General features: G+C 44.7%; 18 protein-coding genes. 15 read left to right on the top strand and 3 right to left on the bottom strand.

Annotated features, from left to right (window positions below; translation table 11 throughout):
* Positions 1-261 precede the first annotated feature (261 nt).
* Entirely contained in the window at positions 262-1,575 is a 1,314-nt protein-coding gene (gene brnQ, locus AB4154_RS22025) for a branched-chain amino acid transport system II carrier protein (RefSeq protein WP_017059325.1), read from the top strand.
* 146 nt (positions 1,576-1,721) lie between these two features.
* Here brnQ and fldB read toward each other — a convergent pair whose 3' ends face one another.
* Complete coding sequence (gene fldB / locus AB4154_RS22020; RefSeq protein WP_017062875.1) at positions 1,722-2,243, bottom strand: flavodoxin FldB; 522 nt, start codon at positions 2,241-2,243, stop codon at positions 1,722-1,724.
* A gap of 150 nt (positions 2,244-2,393) precedes the next feature.
* Between fldB and xerD the strand changes: the two genes are divergently transcribed.
* The 8 genes from xerD to AB4154_RS21980 all read left to right on the top strand — a co-directional run bounded on the left by xerD (position 2,394) and on the right by AB4154_RS21980 (position 11,836).
* Entirely contained in the window at positions 2,394-3,308 is a 915-nt protein-coding gene (gene xerD, locus AB4154_RS22015) for a site-specific tyrosine recombinase XerD (protein ID WP_004735009.1), read from the top strand.
* Positions 3,309-3,334: 26 nt separating this feature from the next.
* Positions 3,335-4,114, top strand: a complete 780-nt coding sequence (locus tag AB4154_RS22010; protein ID WP_372124114.1) for a thioredoxin fold domain-containing protein — start codon at positions 3,335-3,337, stop codon at positions 4,112-4,114.
* 79 nt (positions 4,115-4,193) lie between these two features.
* The gene (gene recJ / locus AB4154_RS22005; RefSeq protein WP_372124112.1) at positions 4,194-5,930 is read left to right on the top strand and encodes a single-stranded-DNA-specific exonuclease RecJ; all 1,737 of its coding nucleotides are present in this window, start codon (positions 4,194-4,196) and stop codon (positions 5,928-5,930) included.
* Between the two features lie 235 nt (positions 5,931-6,165).
* Positions 6,166-7,264 (top strand): peptide chain release factor 2 gene (prfB, locus tag AB4154_RS22000; protein ID WP_100208942.1). Its coding sequence is split into 2 segments (ribosomal slippage): positions 6,166-6,240 and positions 6,242-7,264, totalling 1,098 coding nucleotides; the frame shifts between segments, so codons are not numbered across the junction.
* A gap of 98 nt (positions 7,265-7,362) precedes the next feature.
* A complete protein-coding gene (gene lysS / locus AB4154_RS21995; RefSeq protein WP_017059330.1) occupies positions 7,363-8,895 on the top strand; it encodes a lysine--tRNA ligase in 1,533 nt (510 codons plus the stop codon).
* Between the two features lie 271 nt (positions 8,896-9,166).
* A complete protein-coding gene (gene vpsR, locus AB4154_RS21990; RefSeq protein WP_017062873.1) occupies positions 9,167-10,501 on the top strand; it encodes a cyclic-di-GMP-binding transcriptional regulator VpsR in 1,335 nt (444 codons plus the stop codon).
* A 567-nt stretch (positions 10,502-11,068) separates the two neighbouring features.
* Complete coding sequence (locus AB4154_RS21985; protein WP_008224444.1) at positions 11,069-11,320, top strand: hypothetical protein; 252 nt, start codon at positions 11,069-11,071, stop codon at positions 11,318-11,320.
* 204 nt (positions 11,321-11,524) lie between these two features.
* On the top strand, positions 11,525-11,836 hold the full coding sequence (locus AB4154_RS21980; RefSeq protein ID WP_004735016.1) for a DUF6482 family protein: 312 nt from the start codon (positions 11,525-11,527) through the stop codon (positions 11,834-11,836).
* Between the two features lie 88 nt (positions 11,837-11,924).
* Here AB4154_RS21980 and mutH read toward each other — a convergent pair whose 3' ends face one another.
* Entirely contained in the window at positions 11,925-12,590 is a 666-nt protein-coding gene (gene mutH / locus AB4154_RS21975; RefSeq protein ID WP_032546406.1) for a DNA mismatch repair endonuclease MutH, read from the bottom strand.
* A 616-nt stretch (positions 12,591-13,206) separates the two neighbouring features.
* Between mutH and rppH the strand changes: the two genes are divergently transcribed.
* Genes rppH through AB4154_RS21950 form a run of 5 tightly spaced genes read left to right on the top strand, consistent with a single transcriptional unit; the run spans position 13,207 to position 18,517 of the window.
* Positions 13,207-13,725: an RNA pyrophosphohydrolase gene (gene rppH / locus AB4154_RS21970; protein WP_017059335.1), complete on the top strand. Its 519-nt coding sequence runs from the start codon at positions 13,207-13,209 to the stop codon at positions 13,723-13,725.
* Positions 13,726-13,727: 2 nt separating this feature from the next.
* On the top strand, positions 13,728-15,977 hold the full coding sequence (gene ptsP / locus AB4154_RS21965) for a phosphoenolpyruvate--protein phosphotransferase (protein WP_017059336.1): 2,250 nt from the start codon (positions 13,728-13,730) through the stop codon (positions 15,975-15,977).
* 8 nt (positions 15,978-15,985) lie between these two features.
* A complete protein-coding gene (locus AB4154_RS21960) occupies positions 15,986-16,777 on the top strand; it encodes a sulfite exporter TauE/SafE family protein (RefSeq protein WP_017059337.1) in 792 nt (263 codons plus the stop codon).
* A gap of 57 nt (positions 16,778-16,834) precedes the next feature.
* Complete coding sequence (lgt, locus tag AB4154_RS21955; RefSeq protein WP_017059338.1) at positions 16,835-17,656, top strand: prolipoprotein diacylglyceryl transferase; 822 nt, start codon at positions 16,835-16,837, stop codon at positions 17,654-17,656.
* A gap of 9 nt (positions 17,657-17,665) precedes the next feature.
* Positions 17,666-18,517 carry a thymidylate synthase gene (locus AB4154_RS21950; RefSeq protein ID WP_017059339.1) on the top strand — a complete coding sequence of 284 codons (852 nt, stop codon included), beginning with the start codon at positions 17,666-17,668 and terminating at the stop codon, positions 18,515-18,517.
* Between the two features lie 259 nt (positions 18,518-18,776).
* Here AB4154_RS21950 and AB4154_RS21945 read toward each other — a convergent pair whose 3' ends face one another.
* The gene (locus AB4154_RS21945) at positions 18,777-19,922 is read right to left on the bottom strand and encodes a Na/Pi symporter (RefSeq protein ID WP_017059340.1); all 1,146 of its coding nucleotides are present in this window, start codon (positions 19,920-19,922) and stop codon (positions 18,777-18,779) included.
* A gap of 388 nt (positions 19,923-20,310) precedes the next feature.
* On the opposite strand from AB4154_RS21945, the gene nhaR reads away from it, so the two are divergent.
* Positions 20,311-21,201: a transcriptional activator NhaR gene (gene nhaR, locus AB4154_RS21940; protein ID WP_017059341.1), complete on the top strand. Its 891-nt coding sequence runs from the start codon at positions 20,311-20,313 to the stop codon at positions 21,199-21,201.
* Positions 21,202-21,273 lie beyond the last annotated feature (72 nt).

Here is a 21,273-nt window from a genome sequence, read left to right as displayed (position 1 = left end):
TGTATGAATCAATGTTCTGCTTGGAAGAATATTGTTGTGCATTATGGTTAGTTTATAATTGTGGCTATTTTTCTATAGCTAGTGGAATCCACTGCTTTTTGTTCTCATATGCAAATTTATATGGTGTTTTTGTGTGGTGACTTGCAGCTAGCCAGTTGTTTCGTCATTATGCGCGACTATTTTATAGATTGATTGGCAGCTTTGAGCTGTAACATTCATGTAAGCACAACATAAATTCATAAATATAATTAAGGATTATCTGTGAAACAGAGTCTAAAACTAACAGATATAATGGCATTGGGCTTTATGCTTTTTGCGTTTTTCTTGGGTGCGGGTAACATCATCTTCCCACCTCTAGCTGGCCAATTAGCCGGTGATCACTTCCTTCCAGCGATGTCTGGTTTTCTGCTGACTGCCGTTGGTCTGCCGTTAATCACTATCGTCGCGGTCGCAGTGGCTGGTGGCTCTTGGGGTCACTTAACTAAAGATCTTCCTAAGAAAGCAGCAACCATCATGGCTGTACTGATCTTTATCATTATCGGTCCTGCATTTGCTGCACCGCGTACTGGCCTTGTTGCCTATGAGATGGCGGTGAAACCGTTCTTCATCGATGCCTCTCAAGCTCACCTAACTCTCTTTTCGATTGCATTTTTTGCAGTAGCGATGTTCTTCTCATGGTCGCAAGGTAAGCTTATTGACGTCATTGGTAAGGTGCTAACACCTGCACTGTTCGTTGGTTTGGTTGTGCTGGCGATTGCTGTATTCGTTAACCCTCAAGGCGATATTCTTGCGGCTCACGGTGAGTACATCACTCAACCACTGACCAAAGGTTTCCTTGAAGGCTACAACACCATGGATACTTTTGCTTCTTTGATGTTTGGTATGCTGATTGTTGATGCGATTCGTAGCAAGGGCATTACTGACCGTGCAGCGACGACTAAGTACCTAATTAGCGCGGGTTGTATTGCCGCAGCGGGTCTGGCGTTTGTTTACATCTCTCTATTTTTCCTAGGCGCAACAAGTGCAACAGTCGCAGCTGGTGCAGACAATGGCGGTGCTATTTTAAGCCTATACGTTCAATCGTTGTTTGGTCCTTCTGGTCAGCTAGTGCTTTCTGTGATCGTACTATTAGCATGTCTAACTACGGCGATTGGCCTTGTGTCAGCATGTTCTGATTACTTCAGCTCGCTAACGCCTCTGTCTTACAAGACTTGGGTAATCATCAATGGTGTAGCTTGTGCAACCGTTGCGAACGTTGGTCTTTCTCAACTAATTTCTCTGTCTGTTCCAGTACTGTTTGCACTGTACCCAGTCGCTATCGCGTTGGTTGCTCTGACATTCTTACGTAGCCGTTTCCCTAATCCAAAAGCGGCTTACCGCGTAGTGGTATTAGTGTCACTGCTGTTTGCTCTTATTGATGGCGCTAAAGTAGCGGGTGTAGACGTGTCTGCACTTAAGATGCTGCCACTGTTTGAGATCGGTATGGGTTGGTTGCTTCCAACAACGGCTGCAATCATCTGTATGTTCTTTGTTGGCAAGTCAACAGAACAAGAGATGGCTGAAGAGACTGTTTAATCTTCCGTTGAGATTAGATTGTCCTTCGAGATGAAATAGAAAAGGCCTCATTACTTCGCAGTAATGAGGCCTTTTTGTATTCTGTGGTCTTTTTATATCCAGCTAGTTACTTGGTTAGCTACTTAGCCGGGAGTACTTCTGTTTGGTTATAGCTTTTCGCTGTACTCAACCAGTACTTGCTCAACCCAGCTTGCGATACGGTCGTCGCTTAGCTCGTATTGTGAATCTTCATCAAGCGCCAAACCAACGAATTGAGATTTGTCTTCGGTTAACGCTTTAGACGCTTCGAATTCGTAGCTGTCATCGTTTGGCCAGAAGCCAACAAACTCTGCACCCGCGGTTTTCAGTTCATCATGCAATAGACCCATCGCATCTAGGAACCATTCGCCGTAGCCTTCTTGGTCACCCAAACCAAACAGAGCCACAACCTTGCCTTTCATAGGCGTGGTTGCGATGTCTTCCCACAGTTCATTCCAATCTTCTTGGATTTCACCGAAGTCCCAAGTCGAGATGCCCAGCAATAAAAGGTCGTAGTCCGCCATCAATGAAAGAGGGCTTTCTTTCACGTTATGGATATCAACTAGGTCTTCACCAATAATGCCGCGAATTTTCTCTGCTGCCATTTCTGTGTAGCAGGTGGTTGAGCCGTAAAATAATCCAATTTTCATAGCAAACGTTCGATTTTAATTTCAGATGGCGAATTCTAACCATAAATCGACTTCGATTGCAGCGATTATCCGCTCAAGTCGTAATTTTTATGGCATTCATATTTGCTCTGGCATACTCTCAAAACAGTTTCCAATATTGTGAGTAACACTATGCAGTCGCCTCAAGGGCAGAGCGCAGACCACGGTCTCGTTGAGCAGTTTTTAGATGCTATGTGGATGGAGCGAGGGTTATCGGAGAATACGCTTGTCTCATATCGTACCGATTTGTCCAAGCTTCTAACGTGGATGGAAAAGAACAATTACCGCCTCGACTTTATTAGCCTTTCAGGGTTACAGGATTATCAAGGCTGGTTAGCCGACGCCGATTTTAAGCAGACTTCCCGTGCTCGCATGTTGTCGGCGATTCGTCGCTTGTTCCAATACTTGCACCGCGAGAAAGTGAGAGGCGATGACCCGAGTGCACTGTTGATCAGCCCTAAGTTGCCACAGCGCTTGCCAAAAGATTTGAGTGAAGAGCAAGTTAATGCACTGCTAGAGGCTCCTGATCCCAATGACCCTATTGAACTTCGCGATAAAGCGATGCTTGAGTTGTTATATGCAACTGGTCTTCGTGTTACCGAGTTAGTCAGTTTGACGATGGAAAATATCAGCCTAAGACAAGGCGTGGTGCGTGTTATTGGTAAAGGCGGTAAAGAGCGCTTGGTGCCAATGGGCGAAAATGCCGTGGACTGGATTGAGACTTTTATTGAGCAAGGTCGGCCACAACTGCTCGGCGAAAACAGTTCTGATGTGGTTTTTCCGAGTAAACGCGCCAAGCAAATGACCCGTCAGACGTTCTGGTATCGTATTAAGCATTACTCGGTTGTTGCTGGTATAGACACAGAGCTATTGTCACCACACGTGTTAAGACACGCTTTTGCGACTCATTTACTGAACTATGGCGCAGATCTCAGGGTCGTACAGATGTTGCTTGGGCATAGTGACTTATCGACAACCCAAATTTATACTCACGTGGCGACCGAAAGGCTGAAGCAAATTCACGCGCAGCATCACCCACGTGCTTAAATCCATTTATTTTTAAGGTGAACTTAATGAGCGTATTACGCCGTCTTCCTCTATTAGTGCTTCCTCTCATGATTACTGCATGTAATGCATCAGAAGCGAAAGTAGAACAAACATCAACAGCCGTAGAAGTTACTCCAGCTCAAGCTATTGATACAGCAGCGTTAACTAAGCGTTTTGAAAAAATCGGTATCAAGGTAGAGAAGATCGTTCCTTCAGACATCGATGGCCTATTAGAAATTCAAACTAACAGTGGCATTATCTTTTCTTCTCCAGAGGGCGATCACTTTCTAGCCGGCACTCTTTACTCTCTGGATGATAACGGCAAATTCAGTGACGTTCTGGCTGAGCGTCAAGCTCCACTTAATGCTGAAAAGGTCGCGGCGATGTCGGATACAGTTATCGAATATAAAGCCGATAACGAAAAATACGTTGTGACGGTATTTACTGACATTACCTGTGGCTACTGTGTTCGTCTGCACAGCCAAATGCAAGGCTATAACGATCTAGGTATTACCGTTCGTTACATGGCTTACCCACGCCAAGGTGCAACAGGACAAGTTGCCGATCAAATGGCGGCAATCTGGGCTTCAGATGATCCAAAAACAGCCATGCACGATGCTAAAGTAAACCGTCAAATGCCAGCGTCTGGTAAAGACCTAGCCGAGCAGAAGCAGATCATCGCCAAACAATACCAATTGGGTCGTGAGCTTGGCATCAATGGCACACCTGCTATCGTACTAGCAAGCGGGGAGTTGGTGAGTGGTTACTTACCGCCAGCACAACTTCTTCAACGTTTAGAGCAATAATATCGTTTCTGTATTGCCAATTTATCCCCCATGTTTTTGATTTAAGGAGTGGCCTGATTAATATCAGGCCCATTTTTATATGATAGAGATCCAACGCCGTCCTGAGGTCGACACTTCAGTCTTACCTGCTCACTTACCTGACTTGTTAAAGCGCATTTATGTGAGTCGCGGAATCGACAGTGCTGACCAACTAGAGACAGCAGCGAAAGGCTTGCACTCTTATCAAAAACTGGGTGGCATTGATGCTGCGGTTGAATTGTTGTTCAAAGCCATTCAGCAGCAAAAACGCATCATCATTGTTGGTGACTTTGATGCCGATGGCGCAACCAGTTCGGCGTTGTCTGTGCTTGCTCTGCGTATGTTGGGCAGCTCTAACGTCGATTATCTGGTACCCAACCGTTTTGAAGATGGTTATGGCTTGAGCCCTGAGGTTGTTGAACAGGCGATCGAACTTGGCGCTGAAGTGATCATGACGGTCGACAATGGCGTCTCTTCGATTGACGGTGTCCGTTTCGCTAAAGAGAAAGGGCTAGACGTTCTGGTTACTGATCATCACTTGCCGGGTAATGAACTGCCAATCGCCGATGCGATGGTCAATCCGAACCTAGAAAGCTGCGCATTTCCTTCAAAAGCGCTAGCGGGTGTTGGGGTTGCGTTTTATCTGATGATGGCGTTGTGTGTTCACATGCGTAAGTTGGGTTGGTTTGCAGAGCGCGGCATGACAGAACCTAAGTTGATGGAATTGATTGACCTTGTGGCGCTGGGTACGGTTGCCGACGTGGTCCCACTCGACGAAAACAACCGAATTTTAGTGCATCAAGGTTTGCAACGTATTCGTGCGGGTAAAGCTCGTCCGGGTATTCAAGCCTTGATCGAAATCGCTAAGCGAGACGCTAAGCGTTTGGTGGCGTCTGATTTTGGCTTTGCTCTTGGTCCTCGTATCAATGCAGCTGGTCGATTGGATGACATGTCTTTTGGTGTTGAGCTACTAATGAGTAACAACATCCATGCGGCGCGTCGAATGGCAAGTGAACTGGATGGTTTGAACCAAACACGTAAAGAGATCGAAGAGGGCATGAAGCAAGAAGCGATGGCTTTTTGTGAGCGCCTTGAATTTGGTAAAGACGACCTACCTTCTGGCTTGGCACTATTCCAACGTGATTGGCACCAAGGTGTGATTGGTATTTTGGCTTCGCGTATCAAAGACAAATACCACCGCCCAGTGATTGCGTTTGCAGATGGCGGCGAAGGCAGTATCAAAGGTTCATGTCGTTCAATTCCGGGTCTGCACATGCGTGATGCATTGGACCGAATTGATACTCAAAACCCTGGCTTGATTCTTAAATTTGGTGGCCACGCAATGGCGGCTGGTTTAACCATCATGGAAAAGGACTTTGAACGCTTCAGCAAGCTGTTCAATGATGTGGTGAAGAATGAACTTGGAGAAACAGCACTGAAGGGCATTATCTTGTCTGATGGTGAGCTGTTACCAGAAGAGTTCTCGATGCACACCGCTGAAACGCTGCGTTCAGGTGGCCCGTGGGGACAAGCTTTCCCTGAGCCAATCTTCGATGGTGAGTTTAAAGTGCTGCACCAAAAGCTGGTGGGTGAAAAGCACCTTAAGCTGATGCTTGAGCCGCTCTACAAAGGCCACCCAACCAATGTGATGATTGACGGTATTGCCTTTAACGTCGACCTACGTCGCTGGCCTGATGCATCAGTAAAAACCGTTCATCTTGCATTTAAGCTCGATATCAACGAATTTCGCGGCAACCAATCGTTGCAGCTGATGATTGATCATATCGAAGCCAAATAGTGATTTTGGGCTCAATAATGCTCATCATATAGTGCCAAATTCAACAAGCTCTGTTCAAAAACAGGGCTTGTTTTCCTTCCTGCCCTTACAAAATTTACGTGTTTTTTATGCCTGTCAATTTTATATCCCATTAAGTTGTTGAATCTTGGTTCACCACTCTAAAAAATTCTGTATCTCCGTCACACTTTTGAGTACAATTCTTCGGTTAAATTCTACTCATAAATGATGAGCTAAAATGTTTGAAATCAATCCTATAAAAAACCGTCTGCAGGATGTGTCTGAGCGCACAAATATCCTGAGGGGGTATCTTTGACTATGACGCTAAGAAAGAGCGTCTAGAAGAAGTAAACGCAGAATTAGAACAACCGGATGTATGGAACGAACCTGAGCGTGCTCAAGCGCTAGGTAAAGAACGTTCTGCATTGGAAGCGGTAGTAGAAACGATCGACCAACTTGACCAAGGTGTTGAGGATGTTGATGGCCTATTAGAGCTTGCGGTTGAAGAAGAAGATCAAGAAACGTTCGATGAAATTGAACCAGAACTGGCCGAGCTTGAAGCTAAGCTAGAGAAGCTGGAATTCCGTCGTATGTTCTCTGGTGATCACGATGCATCAGATTGCTACATCGATTTACAGTCAGGTTCGGGCGGTACAGAAGCTCAAGACTGGACTTCAATGATGTTGCGCATGTACTTACGTTGGGCAGATTCGAAAGGCTTCAAGACTGAAGTTATCGAAGTGTCGGATGGCGATGTTGCTGGCCTTAAAGGCGCAACGGTACGTATTTCTGGTGAGTATGCTTACGGTTGGTTACGCACAGAGACTGGTGTTCACCGTCTAGTTCGTAAGTCACCATTTGATTCAAGTGGTCGTCGTCATACTTCATTTGCATCTGCGTTTATCTATCCTGAGATTGATGACAACATTACGATCGACATTAATCCTTCTGACCTACGTATTGACGTATACCGTGCCTCTGGCGCTGGTGGTCAGCACGTAAACACCACGGAATCAGCGGTACGTATTACTCACGTTCCGACTAACACTGTGGTTCAGTGTCAGAATGACCGTTCGCAGCATAAGAACAAAGATCAAGCGATGAAGCAGCTACGTGCTAAGCTTTTTGAACTTGAGATTCAAAAACAAAATGCTGAAAAACAAGCGAGCGAAGAGACGAAATCAGACATCGGTTGGGGCAGTCAAATCCGCTCTTACGTGCTGGATGATTCTCGTATCAAAGATTTACGCACCGGCATCGAAAACCGTAATACTCAAGCGGTTCTTGACGGTGACTTAGACAAGTTTATTGAAGCTAGCCTGAAATCAGGTCTGTAAGCTTTATCAACTATTAAGCTTTACCAATAATATTGGTAAAAATGCCTATATTTGCAAAAATATAGCGGTCCAAATTTTAAAAGCAGGGTACATCTCTAATGACTGATGCTGTTCAAAACGAAAACGCACAAGAAGCTTCTTCACCTGAAGAGAACAAACTAATCGCTGAGCGCCGCAGCAAGCTGGATCACATCCGCCAAAACTGCAAAGCTAACGGTCACCCAAATGACTTCCGTCGTGAGCACCTCGCTGGCGATCTTCAAGCGGAATTCGGTGAGAAGACTAAGGAAGAGCTAGAAGAGCTTAACCACATCGTTGCGATCGCTGGTCGTGTTATGGCGAAGCGTGGTCCATTCCTTGCGATTCAAGAAACTTCTGGTCGTATCCAAGCATACGCAGCGAAAGACGTTCAAAAAGTACTGAAAGAGAAGTACCAAGGCCTAGATATCGGTGACATCATCGGTGTTAAAGGTGCGCTTCACAAATCAGGTAAAGGCGACCTTTACGTGAACATGGAAGAGTTTGAATTGCTGACTAAAGCACTTCGTCCTCTACCAGAGAAGTTCCACGGTCTAACTGACCAAGAGATGCGTTACCGTCAGCGTTACGTTGACCTAATCGTGAACGAAGATTCTCGTAATGCATTCATCGTGCGTTCTAAGCTTGTATCTTCAATCCGTAACTTCATGAGCGCGAAAGGCTACCTAGAAGTTGAAACGCCAATGATGCACGTGATCCCGGGTGGCGCAACTGCACGTCCGTTCATCACTCATCACAATGCACTAGACATCGACATGTACCTACGTGTTGCACCAGAGCTTTACCTTAAGCGTCTAGTGGTGGGTGGTTTTGACCGTGTATTCGAGATCAACCGTAACTTCCGTAACGAAGGTCTATCTCCACGTCACAACCCAGAATTCACAATGATGGAATTCTACCAAGCGTACTCTGACTACAAAGACCTTATGGATCTGACAGAAGAGATGCTAAGCACGGCAGCAATGGACGTTCTTGGTTCTACTTCTATGCCTTACGGTGACGAAACGGTTGAGTTCGGTGGCACTTACGCTCGCATGAGCATGTTCGATGCAATCAAACACTACAACCCTGAGCACGCTGAGATTCAAGCGCTAACAGAAGCAGACCTACAAGACCGTGAAAAGATGGTTGCTATCGCAAAATCTGTACACGTAGACGTAGAAACGTTCTGGACATGTGGTCAGCTTCTAGAAGAGATCTTTGGTGAAACGGCTGAGCCTCAGCTAATTCAACCAACGTTCATCACTGGCTACCCAGCGGACATCTCTCCTCTAGCTCGTCGTAGCGATGACAACCCGTTCTTCACAGACCGTTTTGAGTTCTTCATCGGTGGCCGTGAAGTTGCGAATGGTTTCTCTGAGCTTAACGATGCACAAGACCAAGACGAGCGTTTCAAAGCGCAAGTTAACGCGAAAGACGCGGGTGATGACGAAGCGATGTACTACGATGCAGACTACATTACTGCACTAGAGCACGGCCTACCGCCAACAGCGGGTCAAGGTATCGGTATCGACCGTCTAGCAATGCTATTTACAAACACGCACACAATCCGTGACGTGATCTTGTTCCCGGCAATGCGTCCACAGGCGTAATTCTCGCTTATAGGGCGTAACAGCCTATGTAATTAAAAAGCCACCTTCGGGTGGCTTTTTCTGTTTTGGGGCTTCAAAACCTAGTCTGTACCGCACTCTTGATTCGAAAAATCGTTATTTCTGACATAGTCTTACTATTGAGACATAAAATCTAAGATAGTCTCACTACTATACGTCTCTGCGCTGAATACGCTCTCGCGGCATTTTGTCGAACGATGAAGCAGTGACTCGTATTAGTCTGATTTAAATAAAAATAGAATAAGGAAGAAGGATGGGAACTCAATTTAAGATGGATTCCTTACCAGGTTCTCTTATCGTCGTTGGTGGTGCGTACGAACCCTGGTTATCAGTGTTAGAACAAGTGGGTTGGCAGTGTACCCAGTGTGCAGATTTACGAAAAGCCGACGCCTTGATTGCTGATATTGGCCCATGTATTGGTATTGTCGATCTTAGTCATGATGAGTTCAGTCTCAACGGTATTGCTAACCTTGTGAGCAATAACAAGCAGGTGAGATGGCTCGCCTTTATCCGTGAATCTCAATTAAGCTCTGATACGATCTGCCAGTTTATCGTCAACTTCTGTATCGACTTTTTCACGGCACCAATCCCAGATGCTCAATTGCTGAGTACCATTGGTCACCAACTGGGTATGCTTAAGCTTGAGCAGAAGGTATGGCCAAACTACGGCATCAATAACAACATGGGACTGCTAGGCGATTCTGTGGCCGTGAAGCGCTTGAGAGACCAAGTAAAGCGAATTGGGCCGACTGATGTCAGTATCTTGATTTATGGCGAGAGTGGGGCTGGTAAAGAGACGATTGCACGCTCGATTCATCAAAATTCGTCGCGAGCACAGAAACCATTTTTAACGGTTAACTGTCGTGCCTTGTCTGAAATGAGAATAGAGGCCGAGGTGTTTGGCATATCAGCACAGTCAGCGACTGCGCCTTGTATGTTGGAAGAAGCCGATGGCGGAACCATCTTGCTTAATGATGTTTTAGCGATGCCACGCAATCAACAACTGAACCTGTTGCGCTTTCTACAAGAAGGTAAGATTGAAACTGCGAATGGACCTAAATCTGTCGATGTGCGTATTCTGGCCGCGAACTCCTCTGATATCGAGAAGGCGTTGATCGAGGGCGACTTCAATGAAGAGCTTTATCACTATATCAATGTTCTGCGTATTCATGTTCCAAGCTTAAAAGAACGTGTGAGCGATATTTCAGTACTGGCGAATCATTTTCTGCGTGAGTACTCGAAAGAGTTTAATGCTCAAGCGAAGAGCTTCTCAGACGATGCTATCCGTTCGATGAATCGATACCATTGGCCTGGAAATGTGCGTGAGCTGATGAATCAGATTAAGCGTGTTGTGTTGATGTCTGATGCTGTGATCATTGAGGATCACCAACTGGATTTACCAAAACAGAATGATGAACGCCGAAGCTTGAAGAGTATTCGAGAGCGCTCAGAGCGCGATGCGTTACTGATTGTATTGGAATCTTACGGTGGTCAGGTTTCATTGGCGGCTAAGGAGCTCGGTGTATCACGAGCGACGATGTACCGCTTGCTGAATAAACACAGCCTAATCTCTGAAGGTGTTGTTTAGACTCTTCTCTACATGACTTTATTCAGTCACCGTAAATTAAAGGCCACGTATCTACGTGGCTTTTTTGTTTCTGAAGGGTAGTCCGTTGTTTTCTAGTTAGACCCTAAGAGAGATATGCTGTGATTTTATATAATCATAGTGAATATGTTATATGTAAATGAATATGCAACTAATATTTCAGGCGAATGCATTGTTTTAAAAATGTTAATCAATTAGCGGTTGAATAATATACTCACTTGGTTAGACTTTAACCGTTAAAGCAACGATTTAACAAAGACTTGTCTGCTTTTACTTCCCCATTTTTTTTGGATTTTTTAGTTAGCTTGGAGGCGCAAATGAAACATTTCGATTTTATACAGCATATTTGCGCGTCGTTTGATCCGTGTACTGACATGGTGACTGATATGTCACTCACATCAGCCATAGCCGATCGAAACACCCAAGATAAACCTAACTAATAGATCCGTATCCTTATTTGGCTGCGGAAAAATAGCAGCTAAGTGAGAAGCCCTCATACTATCTAACACGCTATTTTTCCTCAGTTGACTCAACAACTGGAGAGTTATTATGCGTCACTCAGTATATTTAAAATTAGCAACAGTCCTTATCCGTGCCGATCTTCGTCGTGAAGAGCGGGAATGGCAGCGAAAAGTACGTCGTAGTTCACTAGACCTACCTTGGCACAACACTCATTTGCTAAGAGATATTGGCCTTGAAGCCGATGGTCGTCCAATTGGTTTCTCTGAGCCTGAAGTTGTCACCATTGAACGTCGCGTTCGTCATCTTCGTCGTGTTCTTAGCGCGCGAATACCGACGTAATCTTTCGGGGTTGATCGCACCTTTCAACCCCCTAAATCATTGACGGTGATAGTTAGGTGTCAAAAGTGAGCGCTTTTGAACTAGAACTGGACAAAAAAGAGAAGCATTGGCTTCTCTTTTTTGTTTTTTTAATCGAGAAAAATCAACGTGCCCTAGTAAAGAAATAGAGTTCTACTAAGCTATAGAGAGCAAGGGAGGCCGGTTATGCAAAAGCATCAGTTAGACATGTGGTTACATGGAGAGCACAAAGACTCTTATCAAACACCCAAAGTGTACGTTATTGGCTGTTCTGATATTTCAGAATATCTATTGGCGGTGGAGTACAAACATAAGCTAGAACCGGTAAAGCAAGACGGCGAGCCGCTTCACTTTGGATCCTTGGATCAAGTGAAAGAGGAGTTACTCCGGCTCGGCTTTGAAAAGGCGTATCTTCGCTTACACAACGCCTATGATGAGTTTGGTAATGAGCCAAGCCAAAGCTACTGTGATATTGAACTGGCGCTCAAACCTCATTAAGAGGCGTTGGTAGCGAGATATTGATTCTAATTCCAGACTGTTTTTTAACGCACTGATAGTTTTGGCTATCGAGGCTCGATTAAACGATCTATGCGTAATGTGTTGTCAGTAATTTATGGGTGAATTGAGTTCGCAGATAGAAACCACGTGGTTTAGTTTTGATAGGTTTTCCGCTTGCACCGTAAGCTTCCGTTAACACACGACTGTTAGCAGCCTTCGGACGTAAATGCAGTGCTTCACCGTGTCTTGCTGTTATCTGTTCAACATTGCCTAAAACGATCAACTCCATCAGTTCTTCCCAATCTCGCTTCAAGAGTTCGTCTTCAGCTTGGCTAGGTGTCCATAATAATGGGGATCCTACATGCCTCTCTGCTAGCGGGATCTCTCTTTCTCCCTCGACAGGGATCCACAACACCTTAGACAGCTTGTTTCGAACGTGGCTGGTTTCCCAAGTTATGCCTTGCACACCCATCAAAGGAGCAACACACACAAAGGTGGTTTCGAGTGGCTTGCCAGAGTAGCTAATCGGAATGCTTTTTAGCTCGATACCGAGCTTGGCAAAATCTTGTTCTGGCTTACTGCCTGCAGGTGCACCCAAGTGCCATTCCAATAGCTGCCCAACCCAGCCTTTATCACGCTTAAGGTCGTTTGGCATCACCATCTCAGCTTCGTCAGCGAGCTCTTTAAAGGTCATTCCGGCGATGGCATACGCGCGCTCTAACAGCTCTTGTTGTGTTTGTGGTTCTGGTTTCATAATAAAAGGCATGATCAAAAAAATGATTTTATCAGAAGTTATCACCAAATGACGACTGGTTAAGAAATGATCTCCTTGCGAGAGAAGGGATCAAACTCAGGGTTATCCACAGGACATAAAGGTAATTAATTGAAATATTAATTTAGTGGATAAATAAACAGGGGTTTATGGTGGATAAAATGCTTGCCAAATGGGGTTCAAAATGAATCTTTCACTTAGTAGTGTGGATAAACATCGGAGTGGTTGATCTTTAACCATGTCAGGTTTCTGAAAGATCTTTTACATTTCTAATGTTTTTTAAAACTAGAATGTTATTTTAATTTACTGATTTATATAATAATAAAATTATTTTGACTGATTTGTTGTTTTTGGTGTTGATGAATCTATGGATTAAAAAAAACGATTGCGGGTAATTCTTCACATAGTTATTCACAGAAAAGGTGAATAAATGTGGTCTATGTCTCACTATTGTGTGGGTAACTAGAATTTGAGCAAAACTTATCCATATTCCTAGTTATTATTCATAAATATAGCGCTTATCACGTCACTAAGTTTGCTCCGATTGGGGATATGTGGAAAAATCAGAGTAATTAAAAATTTAGATAGAGGTTGGCCAGTGATAGATGGCGATGGTTACCGATTAAATGTTGGTATTGTAATCTGTAACAACCATGGTCAGGTCTTCTGGGCTAAACGATACGGGCAACATTCATGGCAATTCCCTCAAGGGGGAATAGATGAAGGTGAGACTCCGGAACAGGCAATGTACCGCGAGTTGTATGAAGAGGTTGGCCTTACTAAAAAGGATGTAAAGATCGTCGCGACAAGTCGTCATTGGTTACGCTACAAGCTACCCAAACGACTGGTTCGGTGGGATTCTAAACCTGTCTGTATTGGACAAAAACAGAAGTGGTTCCTTTTGCGCTTAGATTGCGATGAATCGCATATCAATATGCAGCGTGGAAGTACACCTGAGTTTGATGGTTGGCGTTGGGTGAGTTACTGGTACCCAGTTCGACAAGTTGTTTCTTTCAAGCGAGATGTTTACCGTCGAGCGATGAAAGAGTTCGCATCTTTAGCAATGCCGTTTAAAGAGCGAAAAATAAAAGGAAAGCGCAAATTGCGTAGAGGTTAAGCATGCTCAGTCAACTAAGGGAAATAGTTGAACACGTATCAAGAGTTGAAGATGTGTCGACGGCTCTTGATATTTTGGTTAAAGAGACATGCAGTGCGATGCAGACGGAATGTTGCACCGTGTATTTGGCAAATAATGATATGCAGCGCCTTGAGTTGATGGCAACTCAAGGCCTGATCTTCAAAGGCAATAGCATTCACATTGGTTTTGACGAAGGTCTGGTTGGCCTTGTTAAAAGAAGTGCTGAACCTATCAACCTTGCACAAGCGTCTGCTCACCCTGCTTATAAGTTTTTTCCAGAGCTTGGAGAAAACGTCTATCACTCTTTTCTCGGTACTCCGATTATCCACCGCAAGCAAGTGCTCGGTGTATTGGTCATTCAACAGAAGACCCCACGTTTATTTAGTGAGATGGAAGAATCCTTCCTTGTCACGCTCTCTGCACAACTTGCCGTTATTGTGGCGCACGCCCAAACTCAAGGCCATTGGCTGTTAGAGCAACAGAAGCTACCGGCTACTAAAGGTATTGCAGCTTCATCGGGCGTGGCGATTGGTGACTTATGGTGGGACAACACTCAGCCTGAACTCACCGATGTTTATCCTGCTTCGACGCTCAATATAGAGAGAGAGCATGAGTTGTTGGCGGTAGCGGTTGAAAACGCCCTCAATGACTTTAAGCGCATGCGAAAGCGCTTAGATAGCGAAATCAATAAAGATGCGTTGGCGATCTTTGACCTGTTTACTCACTTACTCAACGATCCTATGCTGCGTAAGGATCTAAAAAGCCAAATCCAGAAAGGCGATAAAGCCGATTGGGCACTAAGACAGGTTGTAGAGAGTTATTCTAATCGCTTTGCTCGTATGTCGGACGTGTATCTTCGTGAGAGAGCACAAGACATCCGAGAGCTCGGACAAAGGCTGCTCTATTTCCTCCACAACTCTGAACATGAACTTCGCACGTTAGATAAGCCGATTATCCTAGTGGTTCGTGAGTTAACCGCTTCGGTATTAGCGTCTATTCCCAAAGAAAAGCTCTTAGCGGTGATTTCCTTGGAAGGGGCGGCGAACTCGCACGCAGCGATTTTATCTCGAGCGCTTGGCATACCTTCCGTCATGGGGGTAAACCTCAACCTAGCTCAAGCTAATGGCAAGCGAGCGATTGTTGATGGGTATAGCGGTGAGATCTTTATTGAGCCGACTAAAAGCCTGCTCAAAGAGTATCGAGGGCTGATTCTAGAAGAGAGTGAGCTCTCCTCTATGGTCAATCGCGAGCTGTACCTACCGGCAAAAACGCAAGACAACAAGCAAGTCGAGATTCTGCTTAATGCGGGTTTAAGTGCAGACACTAACATCGCTATCAACCAAGGCGTTGATGGCGTAGGGCTGTATCGAACTGAAATTTCTTTCTTGTTGCAGCAAAGATTCCCGTCAGAGGATGAACAATTCAAGCAGTATCGTTCTGTACTGGCAAGCTACCCAGAGAAACAAGTGGTGATGCGTACACTCGATATCGGTGGTGATAAGGCCTTACCGTATTTTCCTATCGAAGAGGACAATCCATTCCTTGGTTGGCGTGGTATTCGGTTTACGCTCGATCATCCTGACATCTTTATTATTCAGTTACGTGCCATGCTACGTGCGAGCTGTGAAAGCCATAACTTGAGTATTTTGCTGCCGATGATCTCTGGTGCACAGGAGTTGGATGACGCGCTACAGTTGATTGAACAAGCGTATGATGAAGTGCATGAGCTTGATAACCGAGTGCGTATGCCTCGCGTTGGTATCATGATTGAAGTGCCATCCATGCTGTACATACTGCCGCTGATTGCGCATAAGGTCGACTTTGTTTCAGTCGGTACCAACGACTTAACCCAATATTTATTAGCGGTTGATCGGAACAATTCACGAGTATCCGATGTCTATGAATCAATGCACCCTGCGGTGATCATGGCATTAAAACAAATTCATGATACTTGTAAGCAATATCAATTACCTGTTTGTATTTGTGGCGAGTTAGCCGGTGACCCGATGGGCGCGCTGCTATTGATTGGATTGGGGTATGAGACGTTAAGTATGAATACCTCGAATGTCGCAAGAACCAAATATTTGATTCGTCAATCGAACTTGGCTGAATTACAGGATTTGGCAAATAAGGCACTTTCAAAACCGTATGGTAGTGACATCTATAGTATGATGCTGAACTATTTCGAAGAGCGTGAATTTACAGGCTTCATTCGAGCAGGTAAAAAATAGGATTTAACGTGTCATATGAACTGATAGGCTTGTTAGCGGGCCTTGGTGCTATTGTTGGTGTTTTAGCAGGCTTGCTAGGCATTGGTGGTGGTTTGCTGGTTGTTCCTGCCTTACTGTTTTTGCTTCCTAAAGCGGGTATCCCCCAAGAGTTTGCGATGCAAATGGCATTGGCTACTTCGCTATCAACCATCATCGTTACGTCGGGATCGTCTGCGATTAACCATCTAAAGTTGGGTAACGTAGAGATGTTTGTCGTTAAATGGTTGATGCCAGGTGTGGTGATAGGTGGCTTCCTCGGCTCTTTCGTGGCCGATGTAATTCCAGCTCAATACTTACCAAAAGTCTTTGGTGTGATTGTTTTGGTGTTGGCGTTGCAAATGCTATTGTCGATTCGCTCCAAGAGCCAAAAATCGATGCCGGGTTCAGCTAAAACCGTGTTGTGTGGCGGCGGGATTGGTTTGGTATCAAGCTTAGCGGGCATTGGCGGTGGGTCTTTATCGGTACCTTTCCTTAACCATCACGGTGTAGAAATGCGTAAAGCCGTCGGCTCATCTTCGGTATGCGGTTGTGTTATCGCGATTTCGGGAATGCTAGGTTTCATTTGGCATGGATCTTCTGTCGATGATCTTCCAGCGTATAGCTTGGGTTATGTTTATCTACCGGCTTTGATCGCGATATCTTGTACCTCAGTTTTGACCACTCGAGTGGGTGCGAAACTGGCCACTCAATTGCCAACCCCTGTGCTGAAGAAATTCTTTGCGGTATTTTTAATGTTTATAGCAGCCACAATGCTGCTGTAGTGTCTTTTCTGTTAGTCATTGAGCTAACCGTTAATCAATTTAGATAGAGAGCCAAGTATGTCTCAGGGTTTTATCGAATTCCCAAATATCGATCCTGTTCTTATTGAACTAGGACCAATCTCAGTTCGTTGGTACGGCCTAATGTACCTTGTCGGTTTTATGTTTGCTCTTTGGTTAGCAAATCGCCGAGCTGATCAACCGGGTAGTGGTTGGACTCGAGAGCAAGTATCAGACTTACTGTTTGCTGGCTTTCTAGGTGTGGTGTTGGGTGGTCGTATTGGCTACGTACTTTTCTACAACTTTGACCTTTTCCTAGCAGACCCACTGTACCTATTTAAGGTATGGACTGGCGGTATGTCTTTCCACGGTGGCTTGCTGGGTGTTATCACCGCAATGTTCTGGTATGCGAAAAAGAATGGTCGCACCTTCTTTGGCGTGGCAGACATGATTGCACCACTCGTCCCATTTGGTTTAGGTATGGGCCGTCTAGGTAACTTCATGAACAGCGAGCTTTGGGGCCGTGTGACTGATGTGCCATGGGCGATTGTGTTCCCTAACGGTGGTCCACTTCCTCGTCACCCATCTCAACTTTACGAGATGGCGCTTGAAGGTATCGTGCTGTTCTTCATCTTGAACTGGTTTATCAAAAAGCCGCGTCCTCTTGGTTCTGTATCAGGGTTATTCCTAGCTGGATATGGTACATTCCGCTTCTTAGTAGAATACGTACGTGAACCTGATGCTCACCTAGGTTTGTTCGGTGGATTTATCTCTATGGGACAAATTTTGTCACTGCCAATGGTTATCATCGGTGTGCTGATGATGGTGTGGGCATACAAGCGTGGTCACTACAAAGACGAATTACCACAACAAACGAAGTAAGGAATTGGTGTGAAACAGTATTTAGATCTCTGTCAGCGTATCGTTGATGACGGTACTTGGATTGAAAATGAACGCACGGGCAAGCGTTGCCTAACCGTGATCAATGCTGACCTTGAATATGATGTTGGTAATAACCAATTCCCACTGGTAACAACGCGTAAGAGTTTTTGGAAAGCCGCAGTTGCTGAGCTGCTTGGCTATATCCGTGGTTACGACAATGCTGAAGATTTTCGTAAGCTAGGGACTAAAACTTGGGATGCGAATTCTAACCTGAATGAAGCATGGCTGAATAACCCTTACCGCAAGGGTGAAGATGACATGGGCCGTGTTTATGGCGTTCAAGGACGTGCATGGGCAAAACCTGACGGCGGTCATATCGACCAACTGAAGAAGATTGTTGATGATCTAACTAACGGTATTGATGACCGCGGCGAGATCTTAAACTTCTACAACCCAGGTGAGTTCCACATGGGATGTTTGCGTCCGTGTATGTACAGCCATCACTTCTCACTACTTGGTGATACTCTGTACCTAAACAGCACTCAGCGCTCTTGCGATGTACCCCTAGGCCTGAACTTCAACATGGTTCAAGTGTATGTCTTCCTAGCTATCATGGCGCAAATCACGGGTAAGAAAGCTGGCGTGGCTTACCATAAGCTAGTAAATGCTCATATTTACGAAGATCAACTTGCACCTATGCGTGATATCCAGTTAAAGCGTGAGCCGTTAGCTGGCCCAACATTCCATATCAATCCTCAGATTAAGTCTCTAGAAGATTTGGAAACATGGGTAACGATGGATGACTTCTGGGTTGAAGGTTACGAATGCCACGAAGCGATTAAGTACCCATTCTCGGTTTAATCTCACTCGCTTTGTTTGATTGAAAGGCTGCCTCTGTGCAGCCTTTTTTGTATCTAAGTTACAGTGACGAGTAATCGAGATTCGAAGAGCAGAGAAATCATATGCTGTGTGATGCTTTATGTTACTCGTATACTCTCAACGCGCATTGGCTCTTTCTCTTCGATACTCGCTTATACGAATCCCGTATCTGCTCTTAAAAAGAAAAAGCCCGCAACCTAGGAGGTAGCGGGCTTTGCTATAAGCGATGTTTATTTTGCTATTAAGCGGTAAGAGCTAACACGCTACCAGGCAGTACAAGGAATACCGCAACAAGGTAACCAGCCACTACAGCTTTGTTCTTCACAGCCATGTCTGAAATCATGTCTGCCGCTTTAACTGGAAGTTCACGTAGGAACGGGATACCGAAGATGAATACCGTTGACATGATGTTGAACACCAAGTGTACTAGAGCAATTTGTAGTGCGAATACTGCGAACTCACCAGACACTGCTGTAGCTGCAAGTAGAGCCGTAATACATGTACCGATGTTTGCACCCAGAGTGAATGGGTAAACGTCACGTACTTTAAGAACACCTGAACCTACTAGTGGAACCATCAAGCTTGTTGTCGTAGAAGAAGACTGAACAAGGATAGTCACGATAGAGCCAGAAGCGATACCGTGGATTGGACCACGACCGATTGCGTTCTTTAGAATCTCACGAGCACGACCAACCATTAGGCTCTTCATCAGCTTACCCATTACAGTAATAGCTACGAAGATAGTTGCGATACCTAGAGCGATAAGCATGATGCCGCCAACAGTGTCGCCAAACGTTGATAGTGGTTCTTTAATCGCACTTACAACAGGCTTAGTGATTGGCTTGATGAAGTTAAGACCACCCATGCTCATATCACCTGTTGCTAGCATCGGTGATACTAACCAGTGAGAAATTTTCTCTAGAATTCCAAACGCCATCTCTAGTGGTAGGAAGATAGCAACGGCTAATAGGTTAAAGAAGTCGTGGATTGTCGCACTTGCGAATGCACGTTTGAACTCTTCTTTACAACGAACGTGACCAAGGCTAACTAGCGTATTGGTTACCGTAGTACCAATGTTAGCACCCATGATCATAGGAATTGCTAGCTCAACAGGTAAACCACCTGCCACAAGGCCAACGATAATTGAAGTAACTGTACTTGATGATTGAATAAGCGCTGTTGCTACTAAACCAATCATTAAGCCTGCAACTGGGTGTGAAGCAAATTCGAAAAGAACCTTTGCTTGCTCGCCTGTTGCCCATTTGAAGCCTGTACCAACCATTGAAACTGAAAGTAATAGTAGGTAAAGCATGAATGCCAAGTTAGCCCAGCGTAGCCAACGAGTAGTGCTCGAGATAGGCGCTGCTGCAGTAGTAGCTTGGTTCATAATGTTTTCTCCATTGGACCGTTTAAGTCTGTGTTTGGTCTGTTTGTTTAATCTGAGCGTGATGTTAGAGGGGAAATATTTCAGTAATATTACATTTTGGTTTAGGTGCGACTTTTTTGTGATGATTTACTCTTTAAATATTCCCATTGCTAATGTGGTTGTTTTAAGTTGTTGTTTTAAATTGCTTTTTAATGGAAATTCTATAGGTGATATAGATCTTAAAAGTTAGAAAAAATTGAAAATAATCGATGAAATATTACATTATGAAATCAGACACTTCGAAAAAATAAGTGGTAAATCTATATTTGGTTAGGTTTTTCCGAGTTTGTTGAGTGGCGGTGTCATATTTGATATAAAAGGGTATCTACTCTTTTATTACGGCACATCTATGTCGCATCTCAACTACAACCATCTGTATTACTTCTGGATGGTTTGCAAGCAAGGCTCTGTTACTAAAGCTGCAGAAGCCCTATTCCTAACACCACAAACGGTAACGGGGCAGATAAAAGCCTTAGAAGAACGCATGGATGGCAAGTTGACCAAGCGTAATGGCCGCAGTGTTGAGCCTACAGAGCTTGGGCAACTGGTCTTTAAATATGCCGATCGTATGTTTGGCCTGAGTTACGAGATGCTGGACATCGTGAATTACAGCCAGCACTCCAATATTCTGTTTGATGTTGGCGTCGCGGATGCGCTCTCTAAAAGACTCGTCAGTAAGATACTGATGTCGACCATCCCTCCAGATAACAGCATTCACTTGCGCTGTTTTGAATCGACCCATGAAATGCTACTTGAGCAACTCTCTCAACATAAGCTCGATATGATTTTGTCTGACTGTCCGGTGGACTCTAGTCAAAGCCCGGGCCTGTTCAGTAAAAAGCTGGGTGAGAGTGGAATGAGCTTTTTTAGTTCAGGTCAGGTTGAAGGGGTTAATTTCCCTGCTGTATTGGAGCAAAGAAAGCTTTTGATCCCTGGCAGCCGAACCTCAATGGGTCGTAAAGTGCTGCAATGGTTTGATAGACAAGGGCTTAAGCCAGATATTTTAGGTGAGTTTGATGATGCCGCATTGATGAAGGCTTTTGCTCGTTACCATCATGACGTAATATTTTTAGCACCGACGATTTATATGTCTGAAGTGGAAGACGACACATCACTGCAACTATTAGGCGGTATTGAAGAGTTAAAAGAGGAGTACTACGTCATATTTGCTGAGAGGATGATCCAACATCCAGCAGTAAAAAACGTATGTGACGCAGATTTTAGCAAATTGTTCGAGTGAGATGGTTTGTTAATGAATTGATATCGATTATCATAACTCCGCAATATGCCGGAAATACTGATAGCCCGTAGT

The sequence above is a fragment of the Vibrio sp. 10N.286.51.B11 genome, from assembly GCF_041469245.1.
Classification (GTDB): Bacteria; Pseudomonadota; Gammaproteobacteria; order Enterobacterales; family Vibrionaceae; genus Vibrio; species Vibrio crassostreae_C.
This window is presented reverse-complemented; position numbering and strand designations above follow the sequence as displayed.

What these genes read in the sequence shown, in the direction of transcription:
- fldB (WP_017062875.1), bottom strand. Translation starts at nt 2,243, where the DNA reads ATGAAAATTGGATTATTTTACGGCTCAACCACCTGCTACACAGAAATG.
- xerD (WP_004735009.1), top strand. Translation starts at nt 2,394, where the DNA reads ATGCAGTCGCCTCAAGGGCAGAGCGCAGACCACGGTCTCGTTGAGCAG.
- AB4154_RS22010 (WP_372124114.1), top strand. Translation starts at nt 3,335, where the DNA reads ATGAGCGTATTACGCCGTCTTCCTCTATTAGTGCTTCCTCTCATGATT.
- recJ (WP_372124112.1), top strand. Translation starts at nt 4,194, where the DNA reads ATGATAGAGATCCAACGCCGTCCTGAGGTCGACACTTCAGTCTTACCT.
- lysS (WP_017059330.1), top strand. Translation starts at nt 7,363, where the DNA reads ATGACTGATGCTGTTCAAAACGAAAACGCACAAGAAGCTTCTTCACCT.
- vpsR (WP_017062873.1), top strand. Translation starts at nt 9,167, where the DNA reads ATGGGAACTCAATTTAAGATGGATTCCTTACCAGGTTCTCTTATCGTC.
- AB4154_RS21985 (WP_008224444.1), top strand. Translation starts at nt 11,069, where the DNA reads ATGCGTCACTCAGTATATTTAAAATTAGCAACAGTCCTTATCCGTGCC.
- AB4154_RS21980 (WP_004735016.1), top strand. Translation starts at nt 11,525, where the DNA reads ATGCAAAAGCATCAGTTAGACATGTGGTTACATGGAGAGCACAAAGAC.
- mutH (WP_032546406.1), bottom strand. Translation starts at nt 12,590, where the DNA reads ATGAAACCAGAACCACAAACACAACAAGAGCTGTTAGAGCGCGCGTAT.
- ptsP (WP_017059336.1), top strand. Translation starts at nt 13,728, where the DNA reads ATGCTCAGTCAACTAAGGGAAATAGTTGAACACGTATCAAGAGTTGAA.
- lgt (WP_017059338.1), top strand. Translation starts at nt 16,835, where the DNA reads ATGTCTCAGGGTTTTATCGAATTCCCAAATATCGATCCTGTTCTTATT.
- AB4154_RS21945 (WP_017059340.1), bottom strand. Translation starts at nt 19,922, where the DNA reads ATGAACCAAGCTACTACTGCAGCAGCGCCTATCTCGAGCACTACTCGT.
- nhaR (WP_017059341.1), top strand. Translation starts at nt 20,311, where the DNA reads ATGTCGCATCTCAACTACAACCATCTGTATTACTTCTGGATGGTTTGC.